This is a genomic window from Clostridium sp. (assembly GCF_029258205.1).
Classification (GTDB): Bacteria; Bacillota; Clostridia; order Clostridiales; family Clostridiaceae; genus Sarcina.
The window spans coordinates 1-17105 of record NZ_JARHZJ010000079.1 but is presented as its reverse complement, the minus strand read 5'-3'; the positions used below and the strand labels follow the sequence as shown (position 1 = coordinate 17105).

The window sequence follows — 17105 nt, the reverse complement described above, 5'->3', positions numbered from 1 at the left end:
TTTTTATATATTTATTTGAAATTAATAGTTTTTTATGTAATCTAAATCATGTATAATTTTTCTTTAATAATTATTTAAAATATTATTTAAAAAAAGAGTAAAAAATTTTCCAATGTAATTTAGTTAAAAAAATTACATTTAAAGAATATCAAAATACATAGTATATTTTTATACTATTGTTTTTTATAAAAAAAGCTTGATAAACATATAAAAAATGTGTCTAATCCCCTTAAATATAAGCTTTTTAGGATACGCTATTAATGAATAAATATTAAAATTATATAAAAAGATATGTTATTAAAAAAAAGCTATATCAAAACTTTATTTTGATATAGCTTATCTTTTAAATATATATATTTTATTTTTCTAGTCTTTTTAAATCTCTTCTAATATCTTTTTTTAATTCTTTACATTCTTTTTTATGCTCTATAGCCTCTTTCTTTAACTCTCTTATCCATTTTTCAGCTATTTGCTCTTCATGAGTTTTAAAATGTTCATATTTCTTGTACTCTTTTAAGGCATCTTTTATTTTTTTATCTAATTCTTTATCATCAATTAAATTTCCATATTCCTTGCCAGTTAAATCCTCATATTCTCTATACACTTCATATAAAGCTTTCATAGCTTCTCTTTTAACTTTTTCACCTTTTAAGTTATTTAATAGTTTTTTTAATATATTTTTATGTTCTGCTAATTCTTTATCATCACCATCTTCAGCTAAAGCAAGTAACATTTCTAATTTCTTTTTAGTATAATCTAATGTAGTATCCTCTAAGGCAGTTTCTATTCCATATTGCTTAAGGAATTTTCTAAATTCCTTCATATCTGCTGCATCATTAAATGGTATAAATTCATCTACTTCAATATCTATTATTTCTTTACTCATTTGTATTACCTCCTAAGATAAATACAAATACTATAGTTTCAATGTAGACTTTCTCCACACTCAAGCCTTAGTATTTATATAATTAATTATTAATTATTTGTTAATTATAGTAACACTAAGAAAATTTCTTCAAAAGGATTATAATCACTAGTTATTAATCTATCTATTTTAGTCATTAAAAATGTTACTTTTTCTATATTTTAAATTATTAATTTTAAAAATAATCTAATAATAAATAAGTTTTATTAAATTATTTTTAAATTCTACACACTGGCATTTACATTTAAATCTACACTTTTAGATTTGTTATTAAAAGCAATTTTTAATAAAATAGGAGTTACTATAGTTGTAACCACAACTACTATTACTACTGGCGCTAAAAATTCTGGTAGCATAAGTCCCATTGCAATACCTTTATTTGCAACTATAAGTGCCACCTCTCCCCTTGATATCATTCCTGTTCCTATTTGGATAGATTCTCTATTACTATATTTACATAGTTTAGCTCCTAAGGCACATCCAACAACCTTGCTTAATATAGCTACTATAAGTAATAGTATTGCAAATATGAACATAGTTTTTGTCATAGATGTTAATTGAATTTTTATTCCTATACTAGCAAAAAATATAGGAGATAATAATATATATGACAATGTTTCAAATCTTGAATTTAAATATTTACTTCTATCTGAATCAGATATTACTAATCCTGCTATAAAAGCTCCTGTTATATCAGCAACACCAAAGAATTCCTCAGCAGAAAAAGATAATAATAAACAAAATACAAAAGCTATTATTACAAATCTTCTTAAATCTCTCTTATATCGTTCATCTAATTTTACAAACGCCCAATGGAATAAATATCCTGAAAAACCAGCAAAAATAAAGAACATAACTATTTTTGCTAAAACCATTATTACATTAATTGATGGATCTGCTAAACTAGTTGTTATAGTTAATGCTATTATTCCTAATATATCATCAATAATAGCAGCGCCTAGTATTGCATTTCCTGCCCTTGTATTTAATTTTCCCATTTCTTTTAAAGTCTCTACAGTAATACTAACTGAAGTTGCAGTTAATATAATTCCTACGAATACATTTTTCAATATAGTATTAATATCATTTCCTTTATTAAATATGCTTGCAATAAAAAATCCTCCTAAAAGTGGAATTATTACTCCAAGTACAGCTATTATAAATGATGCTTTACCAGTTTTCTTTAATTGGTTAATATCAGTTTCTAAGCCAGCTGTAAACATTAATACTATAACCCCTAATTCTGCAAGATTTTGAATAAACTCTGTCTCAGATAAAACATTTAAGACAGCAGGTCCTAAAATTACACCAGCTAACAAAGCACCAACAACCTGTGGCATTTTAAACTTTTTGGTTATTAATCCCAATAGCTTTGTGCTAATAAGAATTAATGCTAAGTCAAACAAAAATTCATAAGATATCATTATAAATCCTCCCTAATTTTAAATATATACTAAATCCAATTATAATTTTATTTATCAACTTTTTCAATCATATTTATAAAAAAATCACTTAATTATTATCATATTTATAACTAATTTACTTATTTATTATTAATAAGTAAATTTTTTCTAGAATATTAATGATTATAATATATACGTATTAATATATATGAATAAAATTCTTATATAATGTTTTTATTTTTTAACATATCTATTAAATACTTCTAATAATCAAAAATCAGTCACAATATAGCTAAATATATACATATATAAATCAAATATCAGAAAAAGGAAACTAGAAGGCTTTCCCTTTCTAGTTTCCTTTTTAATTATCTTATATGTTTTAAAGCACTTACTGGATGTCCTTTTAAAAGTCTACTTCCATCAGTGTATCCTTCTTCTCTTCCTTCAAGCTCTTTAATTAATATTTCTCTTAAGTAATTTATTCTATCCTTATAATCTTTTGAATCTATAAGATTAGCAAGCTCATTTGGATCCTTCTCCAAGTCAAAATATTGCTCCTCATTTTTTTGGGAAAACCATAAAAACTTATCTTTCTTTGTTACAATGTAATGGTTAGAATCTACTCCAAAGGAATGTTCTCCATGAATATATTCTCTCCAAGTATTATCTCTTTCTTCTATTAAATCCTTAAGACTTAAGCCTTCTACTGAATCAGGTATAGAAATATTAGCAAAGTCTAATAAAGTTGGCATAATATCTCTTAACTCTAAAACTTCATCAAATACTTTTCCTTTTTTTCCTTTTAATAAGTTTCCTGGGTCATAAATAAAAAATGGTACTCTAACACTTCCCTCATAAGGAATTGCCTTTCTAAACCAATTATGATCTCCCATCATATCTCCATGGTCAGAAACAAATAAGAATATTGTATTATTTAATTCTCTATACTCTGATAAGGCTATTAAAAATCTTCCTATTTGATGATCAATATGAGTTATTAACCCATAATAAGCAGCTTTAGCTCTCTTTAATGCTTTTTTATTAATTATTCCTTTAACACAATTTATATCTTTTCCTTTATTTTGTTCATCCTCTTTCTCAGCCCACTCTCCGATTAAAGGATCAGGTAAAATTTCATCCTTATACATATCAAAATAAAACTTTGGTGGATCCAAAGGTGAATGTGGTCTAACAAAAGACATCTTTAAAAAGAATGGCTTACTTGGATCTCTTCTTCTTAAGAAATCTATCGATTCATTAACTACCCAATTAGTAGGGTGTAAGTTTTCATCATATCCCCAATGTCTAGACACCCATGAATTACAATCAAGCCCTATGTCTATTAAGTCAGCATTATGACCTTTATTTTCTCTAAACCATTTTAAATAATCATCACATTGCTCAAATTTGGTAGATGCCTTTCCTTCTTTATTTCTAGCAAAGTGTAAATACCCATCATGTAACATAATATTATGAAATCCACAAAGATTCCTCTCTGGATAAACATGCATTTTACCAATACATTGAGTATGATAACCAGCCTTTGAAAATTCTGAAGCTATGGTATTTTCATAATTCCAAGAAACTCCATCTTCATATCCAACTCTTCCATGTGATTTTTGACTCATCCCTGTTAAAATAGCAGCTCTAGATGCAATACAACTTGGAACTGCTGTATAAGCATTTTCAAAATTGTATCCTTCAGTAGCCATCATATCTAAGTTAGGAGTTTCTATAAATTCATTTCCATTAACCCCTAAACAATCTCCTCTCATCTGGTCAACCATCATTAAAACAATATTTGGTTTCATATTTAAATCCTCCATTTTTCTCTTAATTATACCGCTTTAAATATATTATAACTTTTTCATAGTTATCTGCTCCATTTTTTATTGCTTCTATTATTGTTCCCTCTGATACGTTTTTACATCTACATACGATTCTATCTTTATCTATATTGTTCAATCCAAACACTTCTCTAAACTTAAAATATATTCTTCTTAGTTTACAACATAACAATCTAATATATAAATAAAGAAAAAGGATGTATCCCAAAATAAGAAACCTTTTATCTCTTTGGATACATCCCCTTTTGTAAAATTATTTAAATATGTGTCTTATATATTCCTTTGGATTATATATAAGTATTCTTGGTCCTGAAAACTTCATTACTTCTTTAACTTTTTCTCTCATATCTTTTTTATAACAATGAATAGGGCATTTTTTACAAGAACTTTTTTCATTTCCAAACTTGCAATAAGTTAATCTTTTATGAGCATATTCTTCTAGTTCTCTACACTCATCACAAAGTTCCTCATTTGAACTTATATGTTTCTTATTGCAATAAAGTTTTATCATTAATGTTATTATCTCTTTTTCTTTATCTATTCTGTTCAACAACCTCACCTGCTTTTATAGTTTTAATTCTAAACATGAAATAATAGAATTTAAACATCATTAATATCACTATAAATATTTTCAGATGAATACTATTTGATAGTATTAATGGAAATAATAACATAATATCAGCTGTAAGTAGTATAGTTAATTTAGTTTTTAAAGTCATAGATCTATTTTTTTCAAAACTTTCTAAATGCTTTTTATATATGTTTGTCCCTTTGAACCATTTATCAAACTTATCTGATCCTTTAACAAAACAGAATGCTGTTAACAATAAAAATGGTGTAGTAGGTAATATAGGTAAGATTATTCCTATTATTCCTAATCCTAAAGAAATAAAACCTAAAATAACATAAAATATCTTAAGCAAGCTCATGTTTCACCTCTTCACATTGAATTAAATTTCCCTTATTAATTCTAAATATCTTTTCACATACCCTAGTTGTAGACTTCCTATGAGTTATAAGTATAAGAGTTTTATCTTTTAAGTGTGTTTTTATAGACTTAAGGATTATTCCTTCATTTAAAGTATCTAAATTACTTGTAGGTTCATCTAAAATTACTATTTCACTTTCTCTTAGGAAAATTCTAGCTAGTCCAATTCTTTGTTTTTCTCCTGAGGATAAATTTCCTCCTAACTCTCCTACTTTTGTTTTGTATCCATCCTCTAAGCCAATAATAAAATCATGTATTCCTGATTTTTTTGCTGCATCTTTTACTTCATCTAAAGTTGCATCTAGCTTTCCTATTTTAATATTATCTTCAATACTCATATTAAATAGACTTGTTTCTTGTCCCATTAAAGACATTTTCTTTCTTAACTCTTTTGTCTGAATACCTTTCACATTCTTATTTCCTATGCTAATTTCTCCCTTTGTAACATCCCAGAATCTCATAAGCAATTTTATAAAAGTACTCTTTCCAGTTCCACTTTCTCCAATTACAGCAATCTTATCACCTAAATTTATATCTATGTTTACATCTTTTAATACATTTTCTTTTCCCTTGTATGCAAAAGAAACATCCTTATACTCTATTTTGTTTCCAACTTTCATGCCTTCCCCTAAAATTTCTTCTACAGAAGGCTTTTCATCTAATATATTAAAAATTCTTTGAGCTGATGCAAAAGTTAAAAGAAGATTGTTAGATAGATTACTTAAAGCTACAACAGGTCCAAAGGAAGATGCTATTAAAGTAACAACAATTATTAACTCTCCTATTGTCATAGTTCCTTTTAAAACATCTAAATATGCAACATATAAAGCTATAAGTATTGTTAACATTATAATTAAATCACTAAAAGCTCTTATTATCCCCTCATGTTTTTTTATAACCTTTTGCTTCTCATTTAATTCTTCAGAGAATTTTTTTATATTCTCTCTTCTTTCAGTACCATTATTAAAAATTAAAACCTCTTTAATTCCTCTAAGAGAATCTAAAATATAAGAATTTGTTTTTCCGAATGCTTCTCTATATTGAACACCAGCTTCTTTTCCTAAGCTACTACTAATATAAGGAACACCAAAACCTATTAGTATATAACCAATTATTCCAACTATACCAACTTTTACGTTAATACTTAATAGTATTAATCCCATTATAGAGTTAGTTATAATTGCTATACTAATTGGCGCTATAGTATGAGCATAAAAAACTTCTAAAAGCTCAATATCAGAAGTTATCATAGAAATTAAATTTCCTTTCTCCATTCCCTCTAATTTAGCTGGAGCAAGTTTTCTAAGAGCTGAAAACACTTTATCTCTTAATATAACTAATATTTTAAAGGCTATATAGTGTCCACTTAATTGTTCTCCATATCTTAAAGGCCCTCTTAATATTCCAAGTACTATCATTAAAATAAGAGCTGTTTTAAATGAAAAATTTATAGTACTATCTATTAAACTTGATATTGCTACACTTCCAAATACGGTTATTCCTATAGCTGCTAAAAATCCTAAAACTCCCATAAATACTGTTATAAACATTACAGGTGCAAGAGGTTTAAGCTCCACTATAAGTCTTTTCATTATTGAAAAACCTGATTTTCTCATTTATATAACACCTCCTATTTCTAATTCATTTTGATAATTTACCATACTATAATACTTATTCTTTCTTTCCATAAGAACATTATGACTTCCCTCTTCAACTAGAATTCCTTTATCTAGCATATAAATTCTATCTGCATTTTTAACATTAGCAAGCCTATGAGATATAACTATTACTGTTTTATCTTTTGCTATTTCATTTATTGATTTCCAAATCATATTTTCACTTTCAACATCAATATTTGAAGTTGCTTCATCAAATATTATTACTTCTCTATTTGCTAATATAGTTCTAGCCAAAGCAAGTCTTTGCTTTTGTCCTCCTGAAAGCTTTGATCCACCTTCACCAACTTCTAAATCTAATTTTTCCTTTTTAGAATTCACAAAGTCTAAAAGGTTAGCCTTTGCTAAGGCATAATTTATCTCTTCTAAAGTTGCATCCTTCTTAGCTATTAACAAGTTATCCTTAACTGTTCCATTAAATATATAACTGTTAGTTGATATTATTGATACTTTATTATAAAGATCATCAAAATCTATGTTATTTATATCAATTTCATTTAAAGTTATCTTTCCTTTTGATGCCTTATAGTTATTTAAAATTAATGAAGCTATGGTACTTTTTCCACTTCCACTTTCACCAACTATTGCTATATATTCTCCTTTATTTATTGATAAAGATATATCCTTTAAAACTTCTCTTTTTCCATCATAAGAGAAACTTACATTTTCAAGAGATATATTTGATATTTCATTAAGATTACTATTTGAAGAAACTTTGCTTTCATCAGCTTCTAAAACCTTGAAAATTCTATCTGCAGCAGCTATTCCATTCATAGCAATATGGAAATATGATCCTAATAATCTAAGAGGTATGAAAAACTCTGCTGATATTAATAAAATTACTATCATTCCTCCAAGACTTACTGTTCCAGCCCTAAATTGTAATAAAGCAACTATACTTCCAAGAGCAGCTCCTCCAAAAGCAATCAAATCCATAACATTTATTGAGTTTAATTGCATACTTAAAACTTTCATAGTTATTTTTCTAAAACTTTCAGCCTCTTCATTCATAAGTTTATGTCTTTCATTATCCACATCAAAAACTTTTAATGTTGTAAGACCTTGAAGGTTTTCTAAGAATGTATTTCCTAAATCTGAATACTGTCCCCAATATTCCTTTAATATTTTCTTAGCTATTTTCATTATTAATATTATTGATATTGGTATTAAAGGCAAACAAAGTATAAATACTAAAGCTGCTTTAAATGAAATAAATGCTAAAGCACAAAATAAAGTTAAAGGCGCTAAAATAGAATATATTAACTGAGGTAAGTATTTACTAAAATAAACCTCTAAAGCCTCTACTCCTTCAACGGCCATTTGAACAATTGAAGATGTAGAATCTACCTTATCATATCTCATTCCAAGCTTTAAAAGCTTCTCATATATCTTATCTCTAAGAGTAATCTTAACCATCTCTGAAGATTTATATGAGAAGTGTCCACTTAATAAATTCACACAAAATCTTACCCCTAAAAGCCCAATTAAAATTAATATTTTTTTATTTAAGTTTTCAATATTTCCTAAACTAAAAAGTTCCTGAATACTAAATCCAATAACTATTATTGTCATCAGATTACAAATTACAGAAATCCAATTCATTAAAACAGTTAAACCTATGTATTTCTTAGATTCCTTACACAAGTTTAAAAGCCTCTTGTCTATCATCATAATTCTTACACCATCTTTCTGAAGTTTACAAAATTTATTTAACAAATAGTTTTTGGTATAAAATAAATCTCTCCAGTTTCATTACACTTGTTAATAACACCATTAACTTTATAAACTTCCTTTAATAATTTTTCATCTATTACATCCTCTGATTTTCCCTCTGTTACAATTTCTCCATCTTTCATGACAACAATATTATGACTATATTTAATTGCTTGATTTATATCATGTAAAACCATAACAACAGTTAGCCCATTGTCCTTATTTAACTTTCTTACAATCTCTAATATTTCTATTTGATGAAAAATATCTAAATAAGTTGTTGGCTCATCTAAAAATAGTATTTTAGGCTTTTGCGCTAACGCCATTGATATAAAAGCTCTTTGCCTTTCTCCCCCTGATAAATTCATAACTCCCTTATGTTTTAAATCATCAAGTCCTGTACATTCTAAAGCCCATTTAATTATGTTTTTATCTTCGTTGTTATTACTTTTAAAATATCCTTTGTGAGGATATCTACCATAAGCAACAAGCTCCTCAACCTTTATATCCTTTGGCACACTATTTTGTTGATGGACAGTTGCTAAAATCTTTGCTATATCCTTATATTTAAGGTTGTTCATATTTAAATTCCCAATATAAACATGTCCAGTTTTACTTTTATTCAAAGCACATAATAAACTTAGCAAAGTTGATTTTCCACTTCCATTAGGCCCAATAATAGTTGTTATTTCTCCCTCTTTTATATCTATATTTAAATCATTAATGATATTTTTTTCTCCCCTGTAATTAAATGATAATTTTTCACCTCTAATCATCTACATATCACTCCTTCTTAATAGATATAAGAAAAATGGTGCTCCAATAACTGCCATAATTATTCCTGCTGGTATTTCATATGGCTTTACTAACATTCTTCCTATTGTATCTGCAAGTAAGACTAATGCTCCTCCAACAAATATTGAAAAAGGAATTAAATATCTATGATCAGATCCAATTAATATTCTACAAATATGCGGTACAACTAATCCAACAAAGGAAATAATACCAACAATAGCCGTTGATACACTACCTAAAAATACTGCTACCACTGTTATTAGAATCATTTGTAAATCTGAATTAAAACCTAAACTTTTTGCATTTTTATTTCCTAAAACTATAACATTACATGATTTAGATAAAATTAATGCAAAACTCATTCCTATTATTGAATATAAAAATAAAATTTTAACTTCATCCCATGAAGTGGCAGCTAGACTTCCACTTATCCAAGATTGTATATTACCTGCGCTTGGACCACTTCCTATAGTTAATATTTGTGATATTCCTCCTAAAAGAGCATTTATAGCAGCTCCTGCAAGAACAATCCTCATAGTATCTAACTCTTTTTTATAAGCCATTAAATACACAACTATACAAGAAACAAGACCTCCAAAGAAACCTACTATTGGTCTTATCCCTCCTGAAGCTGGCATAAACATTATAAATATTAATGATACTAAGCATGCTCCAGAAGATATTCCCGTTACTTGAGGATCAGCCAGAGGATTTCTTATTACTGCTTGAAGTAATACTCCTGCCAAAGCAAGATTTCCTCCAACTAAAGCAGCTATAATTACCCTAGGCATCCTTAAATCTTTTATTATTCCTATATTTCCTTTATTACTTCCACTTAAAAGACCTTTTATTAATTCACTAAAGCTTATATCAATACTTCCTAGTTTTAAAGAAATTATCATTAATATTAAAACTATTAATATTGATAAACCTATATATAAGCTTTTTAACTTATTATTTTTCACCATATATTATTTCACCCAACTTATCCAAAGATTCTATTACTTTTAGGTTTGCACTCATACCAAAGTATCCATTTTCTAAGTAATAGACCTTTCCTTCTTTAATAGCTTTAATTCTGCTCCATGCTGGATCTGAAACAAATTTTTCTTCAGCCATTTTTTTAGCTTGTTCAGGCATTCCATGAGTCATAACTAATACCATATCTGGATTTAGTTTTACTATTTCTTCATTGCTATATGAAACAAATGGCTTTTTATCATCTTTAACTATATTATTTGCTCCAACCTTTTCAACTAAGTTTCCTATATAAGATGAAGGGGTAGCAATCATCATACTTCCAGGTGCTGCAAATACTAATAAAACATCCTTTTTTTCTTCTTTAGATAAATTGGAAAACTCATCTTCCTTAACTTTAAGTTCATTTAATATTTCATTTGCTTTTTCTGTCTTATTAAATCTTTCACCTAAGGTTGATATACTTGTTTTTAATCCTTCTAATGTAGTTAAATCTATAAATTGACTAGGTATATTGTTATCAGTAAATAGTTTTTTATAATCTTCTCCTAAGGTATCTACAGATATTACAACATCTGGATTTAAAGATCTTATTATTTCTAAATCTGGATTCATTGGGTTACCAACTTTCACCGCTTCCTTAGTACTTTCAGGCAAATCATAAGAAGTAGTTGGAACTCCACTAACCTTTATTCCTAATTTATCTAATATTTCTGTTGCGGCAACAGAAGTTGCTACAACAATATCTTCTCCATTTTCTTTTTTTAAACTTTCATTTGATTCTCCAGAGTTATTTGAACACCCAATAACTCCAAATCCTAAAAGAAATATTAAACTTAAAGTTATACCTTTTTTTAAAAACACTATTTTCCCTCCACTAACCTATTAATTTTGCCTTAACTATATATCTATCTTTTCCTCTATTAGTACATGTAACTATGGTCATTGTTTTCTCATCTAAACTTTGATTCAAAACATCAGTATCACTAGGAGAAGTGACAAAAATCTCATTAATTTTATAGTGAAATATATTAGTTAGAGTTGTGATTTTTATTTCATCTCCTACTTGTAGCTTGTCTATATTTCTAAAGACCTCATTATTTATAGTATTTCTATGACCTGCAATACTAAAATTCCCCAATTCTCCTGGCATAGCAGTATTTTCAAAATGACCAATGTTATTTTCTAAAACATCTAATGTACTTCCTTCAGCAATAACTGTATGTACACTTATTTTTTCTATATCTATTAAAGCTATTCCATCTCCGTTTTTTATTTCTTGTAAAGTCTTTTTCTTCTCTTCTTTTGAATAATTAAACTTTCCCTTAAAATTTTCTAAAGTTTTTTTCTCAATGTTACTTCTATAAAGTTTTCCTATAAGAACTGTAGAAACCATAACTAGTCCTAAAATAAATACTCCTTTAGCTAGTTTATTTCTCATATCACTTCTTCCTTTTAGCTATTAATAAGCCCGTTATTAAAGCAACTATTATTACTCCGCCTCCAATATAAATGCCAATATTTTTATCTAAACTTGTTGCTTTGCTTATAGCATCTTCATTTTTAACTGCTTTATCTGAAACATTCTCATTGTCACTTTCCTTATTTTCTACTTTAGGCATTTCTAACTTTTCAACAAGAGTTAAAGTGTCAAACCTTGGAATCACCTTAAATTCAACATCTCTTTCCATAGGTCCTACATATATCTTTGCCTCTAACTCTGAATCTTTATTAGGAACCTTAACTTTCAGCTTTATAGTTCCATTCTCTTTATTCTCTTCAACCACCTCAGCATTTCCATCATTACCATCTACCAAGATTCTGAAATTTTCCATATATTGTGTTCCTGAAAAACCTATAGTATATTCTGTTTCATCCCCTAAGATTTTAAGTTGCATAGTATCATTTAAATAACTTCTAGCCATTGACATTCCTATATCTGAATCATGATAAACATCATTTTTAACATCATATATTCCATTTTTTAAGTTTTCACTTGCTAGTACATTAACACTTCCTCTAACCCCTATTAAAGAAATAAACAGTGTTAAAATAACTAATAAAATAGGTTTTAAAAGCTTCATCTAACTTCCCTCCATTTGCTTAAAATAGTTTGAGAGGAAATCCTCTCAAACTAAAATTCTTTTATTCTTCTCTTTTTTTAATAAACATAGAAGCTCCCATCATTGCCATTCCTAATAATGCAACTGAGTTTCCACCCATTGCTGAACCAGTCTTTGGTAATTTTGATACATTAAAGTCTTTTACAAACTTCTTAGTATTTTTTAAAAGCTCAACTTTAAACTCAACATTTTTACCCATTGGTATTACATATAAACTTACTCTAATATCTGCATCTAAATTAGGAATTTCAAATCTTAACTTAATTGAATCACCATTCTTAGATACAACTTTATAATTAGCATCTTTACCATTAACAGTTATCTTGTGATCTTTCATGAATTCTTGACCAGTAAATGTTAATGTTAAATAATTTTTGCCATCAATTTCTTCTAAGTCAGATATCTTATTTAAATATTTTCTTGCCATATCAACACCAGTCTGGCTTTCATGAACAACCTTATTTTCTATTGTATATAATTTTCCTTTAGTAACTTTATTTTCTTTAACTGTACTACTATTTACTTTATTAGTTGAATTTGTATTGTTAGAAGAACTTGCACCATTACTTTCTTCTGATTTATTCTCTTCTTCTATAGCAGGTTTGTCATCTCCACTAACTAATTCTAAAGTTCCTTTATTAAGTATTGTTTTAAAACTTACATCTTTACCCATTATACTTACAAAGGCTGTAATAGCTATATCTGCATCAAGATTTGGTATCTCAAAAGATATTGTTCTATCTGCTTCATTTTGCATTGCTACCACGTCTTTACCATTTACAGTTATTCTAAAATCCTTAAAGAATGCAAACTGCTCTTCATTAAACTTTAATGTAAGAATCTTTTTATCGTCTTTTACCTCTAACTTACTATTCTTAGATAGTGCCTTTCTTGCCATGTCATTTCCTATCTCTTGATTCCCATCTCCAATATATGAAACATCATTTTTTATGTTATAGATACCATTCTTTAATTGATTTGCATCTACTATTTCTCCTGTATTTCCTTCACTTTCATTTTCCTTATCTTCATTTACATCCCCATTATTTCCTGAATTATCTTGATTTCCACTATTCTCATTTTCACCAGGAATATTCTCATTTTCTTCATTACCTGGTTTATTATTTTCTTCTAAATTATCTTCTAACTTCTTAGCTGTATCATAATTTAAAGAAGTTTTAAAACTAACTTCTTTTCCCATCATACTAACTAATGTAGATACAACAATATCTGAATTTAAGTTAGGTATATTAAACTTTATTGTTCTATTTTCTTTATTTATCTCAGTTTGTACTTTTTCTCCATCTACCGTCACATCAACATTCTTTAAAAATGCATATAATTGACTGTTAAAAGTTAGTGTAACTGTATTTTTCCCATTTGATATATCAATTTTTGAATCCTCTGATAGCACTTTTCTAGCCATAGAATTCCCTGTTTCCATATTTCCTTGTCCAACATATTGAACTGTATTCTTAAGTGTATAACTTCCATCACCTAAAGTTATTTTTTTATTTACTGTAACCTTTACTGTTTTTTCATAAAATTGCCCTGATGAATCTGTAACTTTATAAGTTATAGGATATACTCCTGGAACCTCTGCTTTTCCATCTTTTATAAATGATGTATCTCCACTTATTTCAACTTTTAAATTATCATCTTCCTTATCAGTTCCAATAACTCCAGATAATAAATCAATAGCATCTCCTTTAGTAACACTAATATCCTTAGCATTATTTATACTAGGTGCTTCATCTAATAAAGTAACAGTATTCATATCATTAACTAAGAAAAATTCAACCTTTCTTCCCATCATTGTTATGAATAATCCTATTTTCACCTTTGTAGCAGGTGATGGTACTTCAAATGTTATTGATTTATCATCTTTATTTTCTTCTATTCTTAAATTTTCTCCTCCAGCGCTAACTTCAATATTGTTCATAAAACCATATAAACTTCCATTAAAGTAAATAGTCATCAATGTTTTTCCGTTTTCAACCTTAAACTTTGTTTTTTCTTTTACAGCATTTCTTGCCATATTTTCCCCTGTAGAATTTCCTTCTTCAACATATGAAGTTACATTATTAGCTTCATATATTCCATCTCTAAGACCTTCTGAACGAACAATTTCAGTTCCACTATTCATGTTAGTTGCTGCATAAACAGTATTCGCTCCTGCTCCAACTAACATAGATGTTACAAGCGCATAACCTAAAATTTTATTGATTTTCTTTCTTCCCAAAGTTAATCCCCCTTTTGACTTTCTTTTTCCATTGAAAATGATTATCAATAATGTTAATATATTTATATTATCATATATTTTTATAATTGTTTTTCTCTATATTAAGATTTTTTTTAATATATTAATTTTAAAAAGGAGGATTTTGTGTGATTTTTCTAAAATCAATTCTTATAGATTTTTATAATTGCTGTGAAATTCCAATAAGAGCCGTAGATAATAATATGAATATTATTTCTGAGGTGGGGTATTCATCTTTTTATGATTATATATTTAATGATTTGAACTTAAATAGTAAGTTTGAGCGTTCATATTTAAAACATGATAACAATGATTCATTAATAATTACCTTTGAAAATAATATATCTTTTTACTCATTGTTTAATTATAAATCAATTGATAAAGACTTAATTTTCATAATAGGGCCATTGTATATAAAAGAAGATTTAAAAAATTCTAGTGACGCTTTAGAACTGTATAAAATACCTTTAAAAACTAAAAGTTGTCTTAAATACTATAATTCATTGCTGAAAATAATCTTAGATGAGAAACTTAAAGATACTTTTTCAATTTCATATTCTCCTTATGTATGTAGAGCTATAGATTTTATAGAAAAAAATTACTCAAAAGAAATCTCTATAAACTCTCTTTGCAAAGAATTTAAAATAAATAAGTCCTACTTCTGTAACCTATTTAAAAACGAAACTGGCCAAACATTTATAAATTTTTTAAATAGCTATAAAATCGAAAAAAGTAAAGAATTGCTTAAAGATCTTGATTTATCACTTTTAGACATTGCACATAAGGTTGGCTTTAGTAATCAAAGCTATTATTGTACAGTATTTAAAAAATTCACTAGTCAAACCCCATTAAAATACAGAGATTCACTATATAAAAAAGGTTTGTAAACTTAAAAAGTTTACAAACCTTTTTTTATTTTAATATTTAACGCTATTTTAAGTTATTGTTAATTTCTAACTATATATTTATAGCTAAAATTTCAATTTAAAGATAATCTATAAAATTAAATCATCTAAACTTAATAAAGTCTATTGATTACTTTATTAATTCAACTGTTTCTTTAGCTATCATTAATTCCTCATTTGTTGGAACAACATATGCTTTAATTTTTGAATCAGCTTTTGATATTTCTTGAAGTTTTCCTCTAACTTTATTTTTTTCTCTATCTAGAGTTAATCCTAAGAATTCTAGATTTTTTAAACACTCTTCTCTAGTTTCAGGTGAATTTTCACCTACACCAGCAGTAAATACAATTGCATCTACACCACCCATATTTATTATAAATGAACCTATTTCTGCTCTTATTCTATAGTGGAATATATCTAGTGCTAATTGTGCACGCTTGTCCCCATTTGAAGCTGCATCCTCTATATCTCTAAAATCTGAACTAACTCCTGATATTCCTAAAACTCCTGATTTTTTATTTAATGATTCAGAAACTTCTTCTATTGTATATCCACATTCTTCAACTAAAAAAGGAATTATTGATGGATCTATATTTCCTGATCTAGTTCCCATTGGAACTCCAGCAAGTGGAGTAAATCCCATAGTTGTATCTATACATACTCCTCCTTTAATTGCTGATATACTAGCACCATTTCCTAAGTGACATGTAATTATTTTTAAATCTTTTATATCTTTTCCCATAGCTTCTGCAACCTTATGAGCTACATATTTATGTGAAGTTCCATGGAATCCATATTTTCTAATTTTATGATTTTTGTATAGATCATAATCTATTGCATATATATATGCTTTTTCTGGTAATGTTCCATGAAAAGCTGTATCAAATACAGCTACCATTTCTTTATTTGGCATAAGACTTTGACATGCTCTTATTCCAACTATATTAGCTGGGTTATGTAATGGAGCTAATTTAATACAATCTTCTAAGTATTCAATAACTTCTTCATTTATAATTATTGAAGAAGAGTATTTTTCTCCTCCATGAACTACTCTATGACCTACTGATGATATTTCATCAATAGACTTAATAACTCCAACTTTTGGATCTATTAAAGTGTTTAAAACTATGTCTATAGCCTCTTTATGATCTTTTATATCTTTTTCTATTATGTATTTTTCACCAAATTCATTTTTTTGAACTAATCTAGATTTATCAAGTCCTATTCTTTCAACTAATCCTTCTGCTATATCTTTTTCATTAGCCATATCAATTAATTTATATTTTAATGATGAACTTCCACAATTAATTACAAGTATTTTCATTTTTTTCTCTCTCCTAATCTAATTTAAATTAATTTAAACCTCTACCTAACACCAATCTTAAGATAAATTTTATATTTTAATTTAGTAGATTTCAACCTTAAACTTAAAAAAAATTGTAAATATTTTTGTGAAATTCTGATTATTCATAATATTAGTATAATAATT

General features: G+C 27.1%; 16 protein-coding genes. 1 reads left to right on the top strand and 15 read right to left on the bottom strand.

Translation table 11 applies throughout. From position 1 onward, the window contains the following. Positions 1 to 358: 358 nt before the first annotated feature. From Q1J60_RS09590 to Q1J60_RS09525, 14 genes are all read right to left on the bottom strand, one after another. Positions 359 to 886, bottom strand: coding sequence for a hypothetical protein (locus Q1J60_RS09590; protein ID WP_300261349.1), 528 nt, complete (start codon positions 884 to 886; stop codon positions 359 to 361). 263 nt (positions 887 to 1149) lie between these two features. Beyond that, complete coding sequence (locus Q1J60_RS09585; protein ID WP_300261346.1) at positions 1150 to 2349, bottom strand: cation:proton antiporter; 1200 nt, start codon at positions 2347 to 2349, stop codon at positions 1150 to 1152. A gap of 347 nt (positions 2350 to 2696) precedes the next feature. Then, positions 2697 to 4142 carry an arylsulfatase gene (locus Q1J60_RS09580; RefSeq protein WP_300261343.1) on the bottom strand — a complete coding sequence of 482 codons (1446 nt, stop codon included), beginning with the start codon at positions 4140 to 4142 and terminating at the stop codon, positions 2697 to 2699. A gap of 22 nt (positions 4143 to 4164) precedes the next feature. Then, complete coding sequence (locus Q1J60_RS09575; RefSeq protein WP_300261341.1) at positions 4165 to 4296, bottom strand: (2Fe-2S)-binding protein; 132 nt, start codon at positions 4294 to 4296, stop codon at positions 4165 to 4167. 135 nt (positions 4297 to 4431) lie between these two features. Then, entirely contained in the window at positions 4432 to 4728 is a 297-nt protein-coding gene (locus Q1J60_RS09570) for a nitrous oxide-stimulated promoter family protein (protein WP_300261338.1), read from the bottom strand. After that, positions 4712 to 5107, bottom strand: a complete 396-nt coding sequence (locus Q1J60_RS09565) for a YbaN family protein (protein ID WP_300261335.1) — start codon at positions 5105 to 5107, stop codon at positions 4712 to 4714. The genes Q1J60_RS09570 and Q1J60_RS09565 overlap by 17 nt, the downstream gene beginning before the upstream one ends. Beyond that, positions 5094 to 6782 (bottom strand): ABC transporter ATP-binding protein, encoded by a 1689-nt coding sequence (locus Q1J60_RS09560; protein ID WP_300261333.1) that lies wholly within the window; start codon positions 6780 to 6782, stop codon positions 5094 to 5096. The genes Q1J60_RS09565 and Q1J60_RS09560 overlap by 14 nt, the downstream gene beginning before the upstream one ends. Further along, positions 6783 to 8510 (bottom strand): ABC transporter ATP-binding protein/permease, encoded by a 1728-nt coding sequence (locus tag Q1J60_RS09555; RefSeq protein ID WP_300261418.1) that lies wholly within the window; start codon positions 8508 to 8510, stop codon positions 6783 to 6785. A 41-nt stretch (positions 8511 to 8551) separates the two neighbouring features. Then, complete coding sequence (locus tag Q1J60_RS09550; protein ID WP_300261330.1) at positions 8552 to 9331, bottom strand: ABC transporter ATP-binding protein; 780 nt, start codon at positions 9329 to 9331, stop codon at positions 8552 to 8554. Next, the gene (locus tag Q1J60_RS09545) at positions 9332 to 10318 is read right to left on the bottom strand and encodes a FecCD family ABC transporter permease (protein ID WP_300261328.1); all 987 of its coding nucleotides are present in this window, start codon (positions 10316 to 10318) and stop codon (positions 9332 to 9334) included. Further along, on the bottom strand, positions 10305 to 11192 hold the full coding sequence (gene isdE / locus Q1J60_RS09540) for a heme ABC transporter substrate-binding protein IsdE (RefSeq protein WP_300261325.1): 888 nt from the start codon (positions 11190 to 11192) through the stop codon (positions 10305 to 10307). Before isdE ends, Q1J60_RS09545 begins: the two co-directional genes overlap by 14 nt. A gap of 13 nt (positions 11193 to 11205) precedes the next feature. Then, positions 11206 to 11769, bottom strand: a complete 564-nt coding sequence (locus tag Q1J60_RS09535; RefSeq protein WP_300261321.1) for a class D sortase — start codon at positions 11767 to 11769, stop codon at positions 11206 to 11208. 1 nt (position 11770) lies between these two features. Continuing rightward, positions 11771 to 12412, bottom strand: coding sequence for an NEAT domain-containing protein (locus Q1J60_RS09530; protein ID WP_300261319.1), 642 nt, complete (start codon positions 12410 to 12412; stop codon positions 11771 to 11773). Between the two features lie 61 nt (positions 12413 to 12473). Next, a complete protein-coding gene (locus Q1J60_RS09525) occupies positions 12474 to 14693 on the bottom strand; it encodes an NEAT domain-containing protein (protein WP_300261316.1) in 2220 nt (739 codons plus the stop codon). Between the two features lie 146 nt (positions 14694 to 14839). Here Q1J60_RS09525 and Q1J60_RS09520 point away from each other — a divergent pair, with 146 nt between their 5' ends. Beyond that, positions 14840 to 15598 (top strand): helix-turn-helix transcriptional regulator, encoded by a 759-nt coding sequence (locus tag Q1J60_RS09520; protein WP_300261314.1) that lies wholly within the window; start codon positions 14840 to 14842, stop codon positions 15596 to 15598. 148 nt (positions 15599 to 15746) lie between these two features. Here Q1J60_RS09520 and Q1J60_RS09515 read toward each other — a convergent pair whose 3' ends face one another. Beyond that, the gene (locus Q1J60_RS09515; protein WP_300261311.1) at positions 15747 to 16940 is read right to left on the bottom strand and encodes an acetate kinase; all 1194 of its coding nucleotides are present in this window, start codon (positions 16938 to 16940) and stop codon (positions 15747 to 15749) included. Positions 16941 to 17105: the final 165 nt, after the last annotated feature.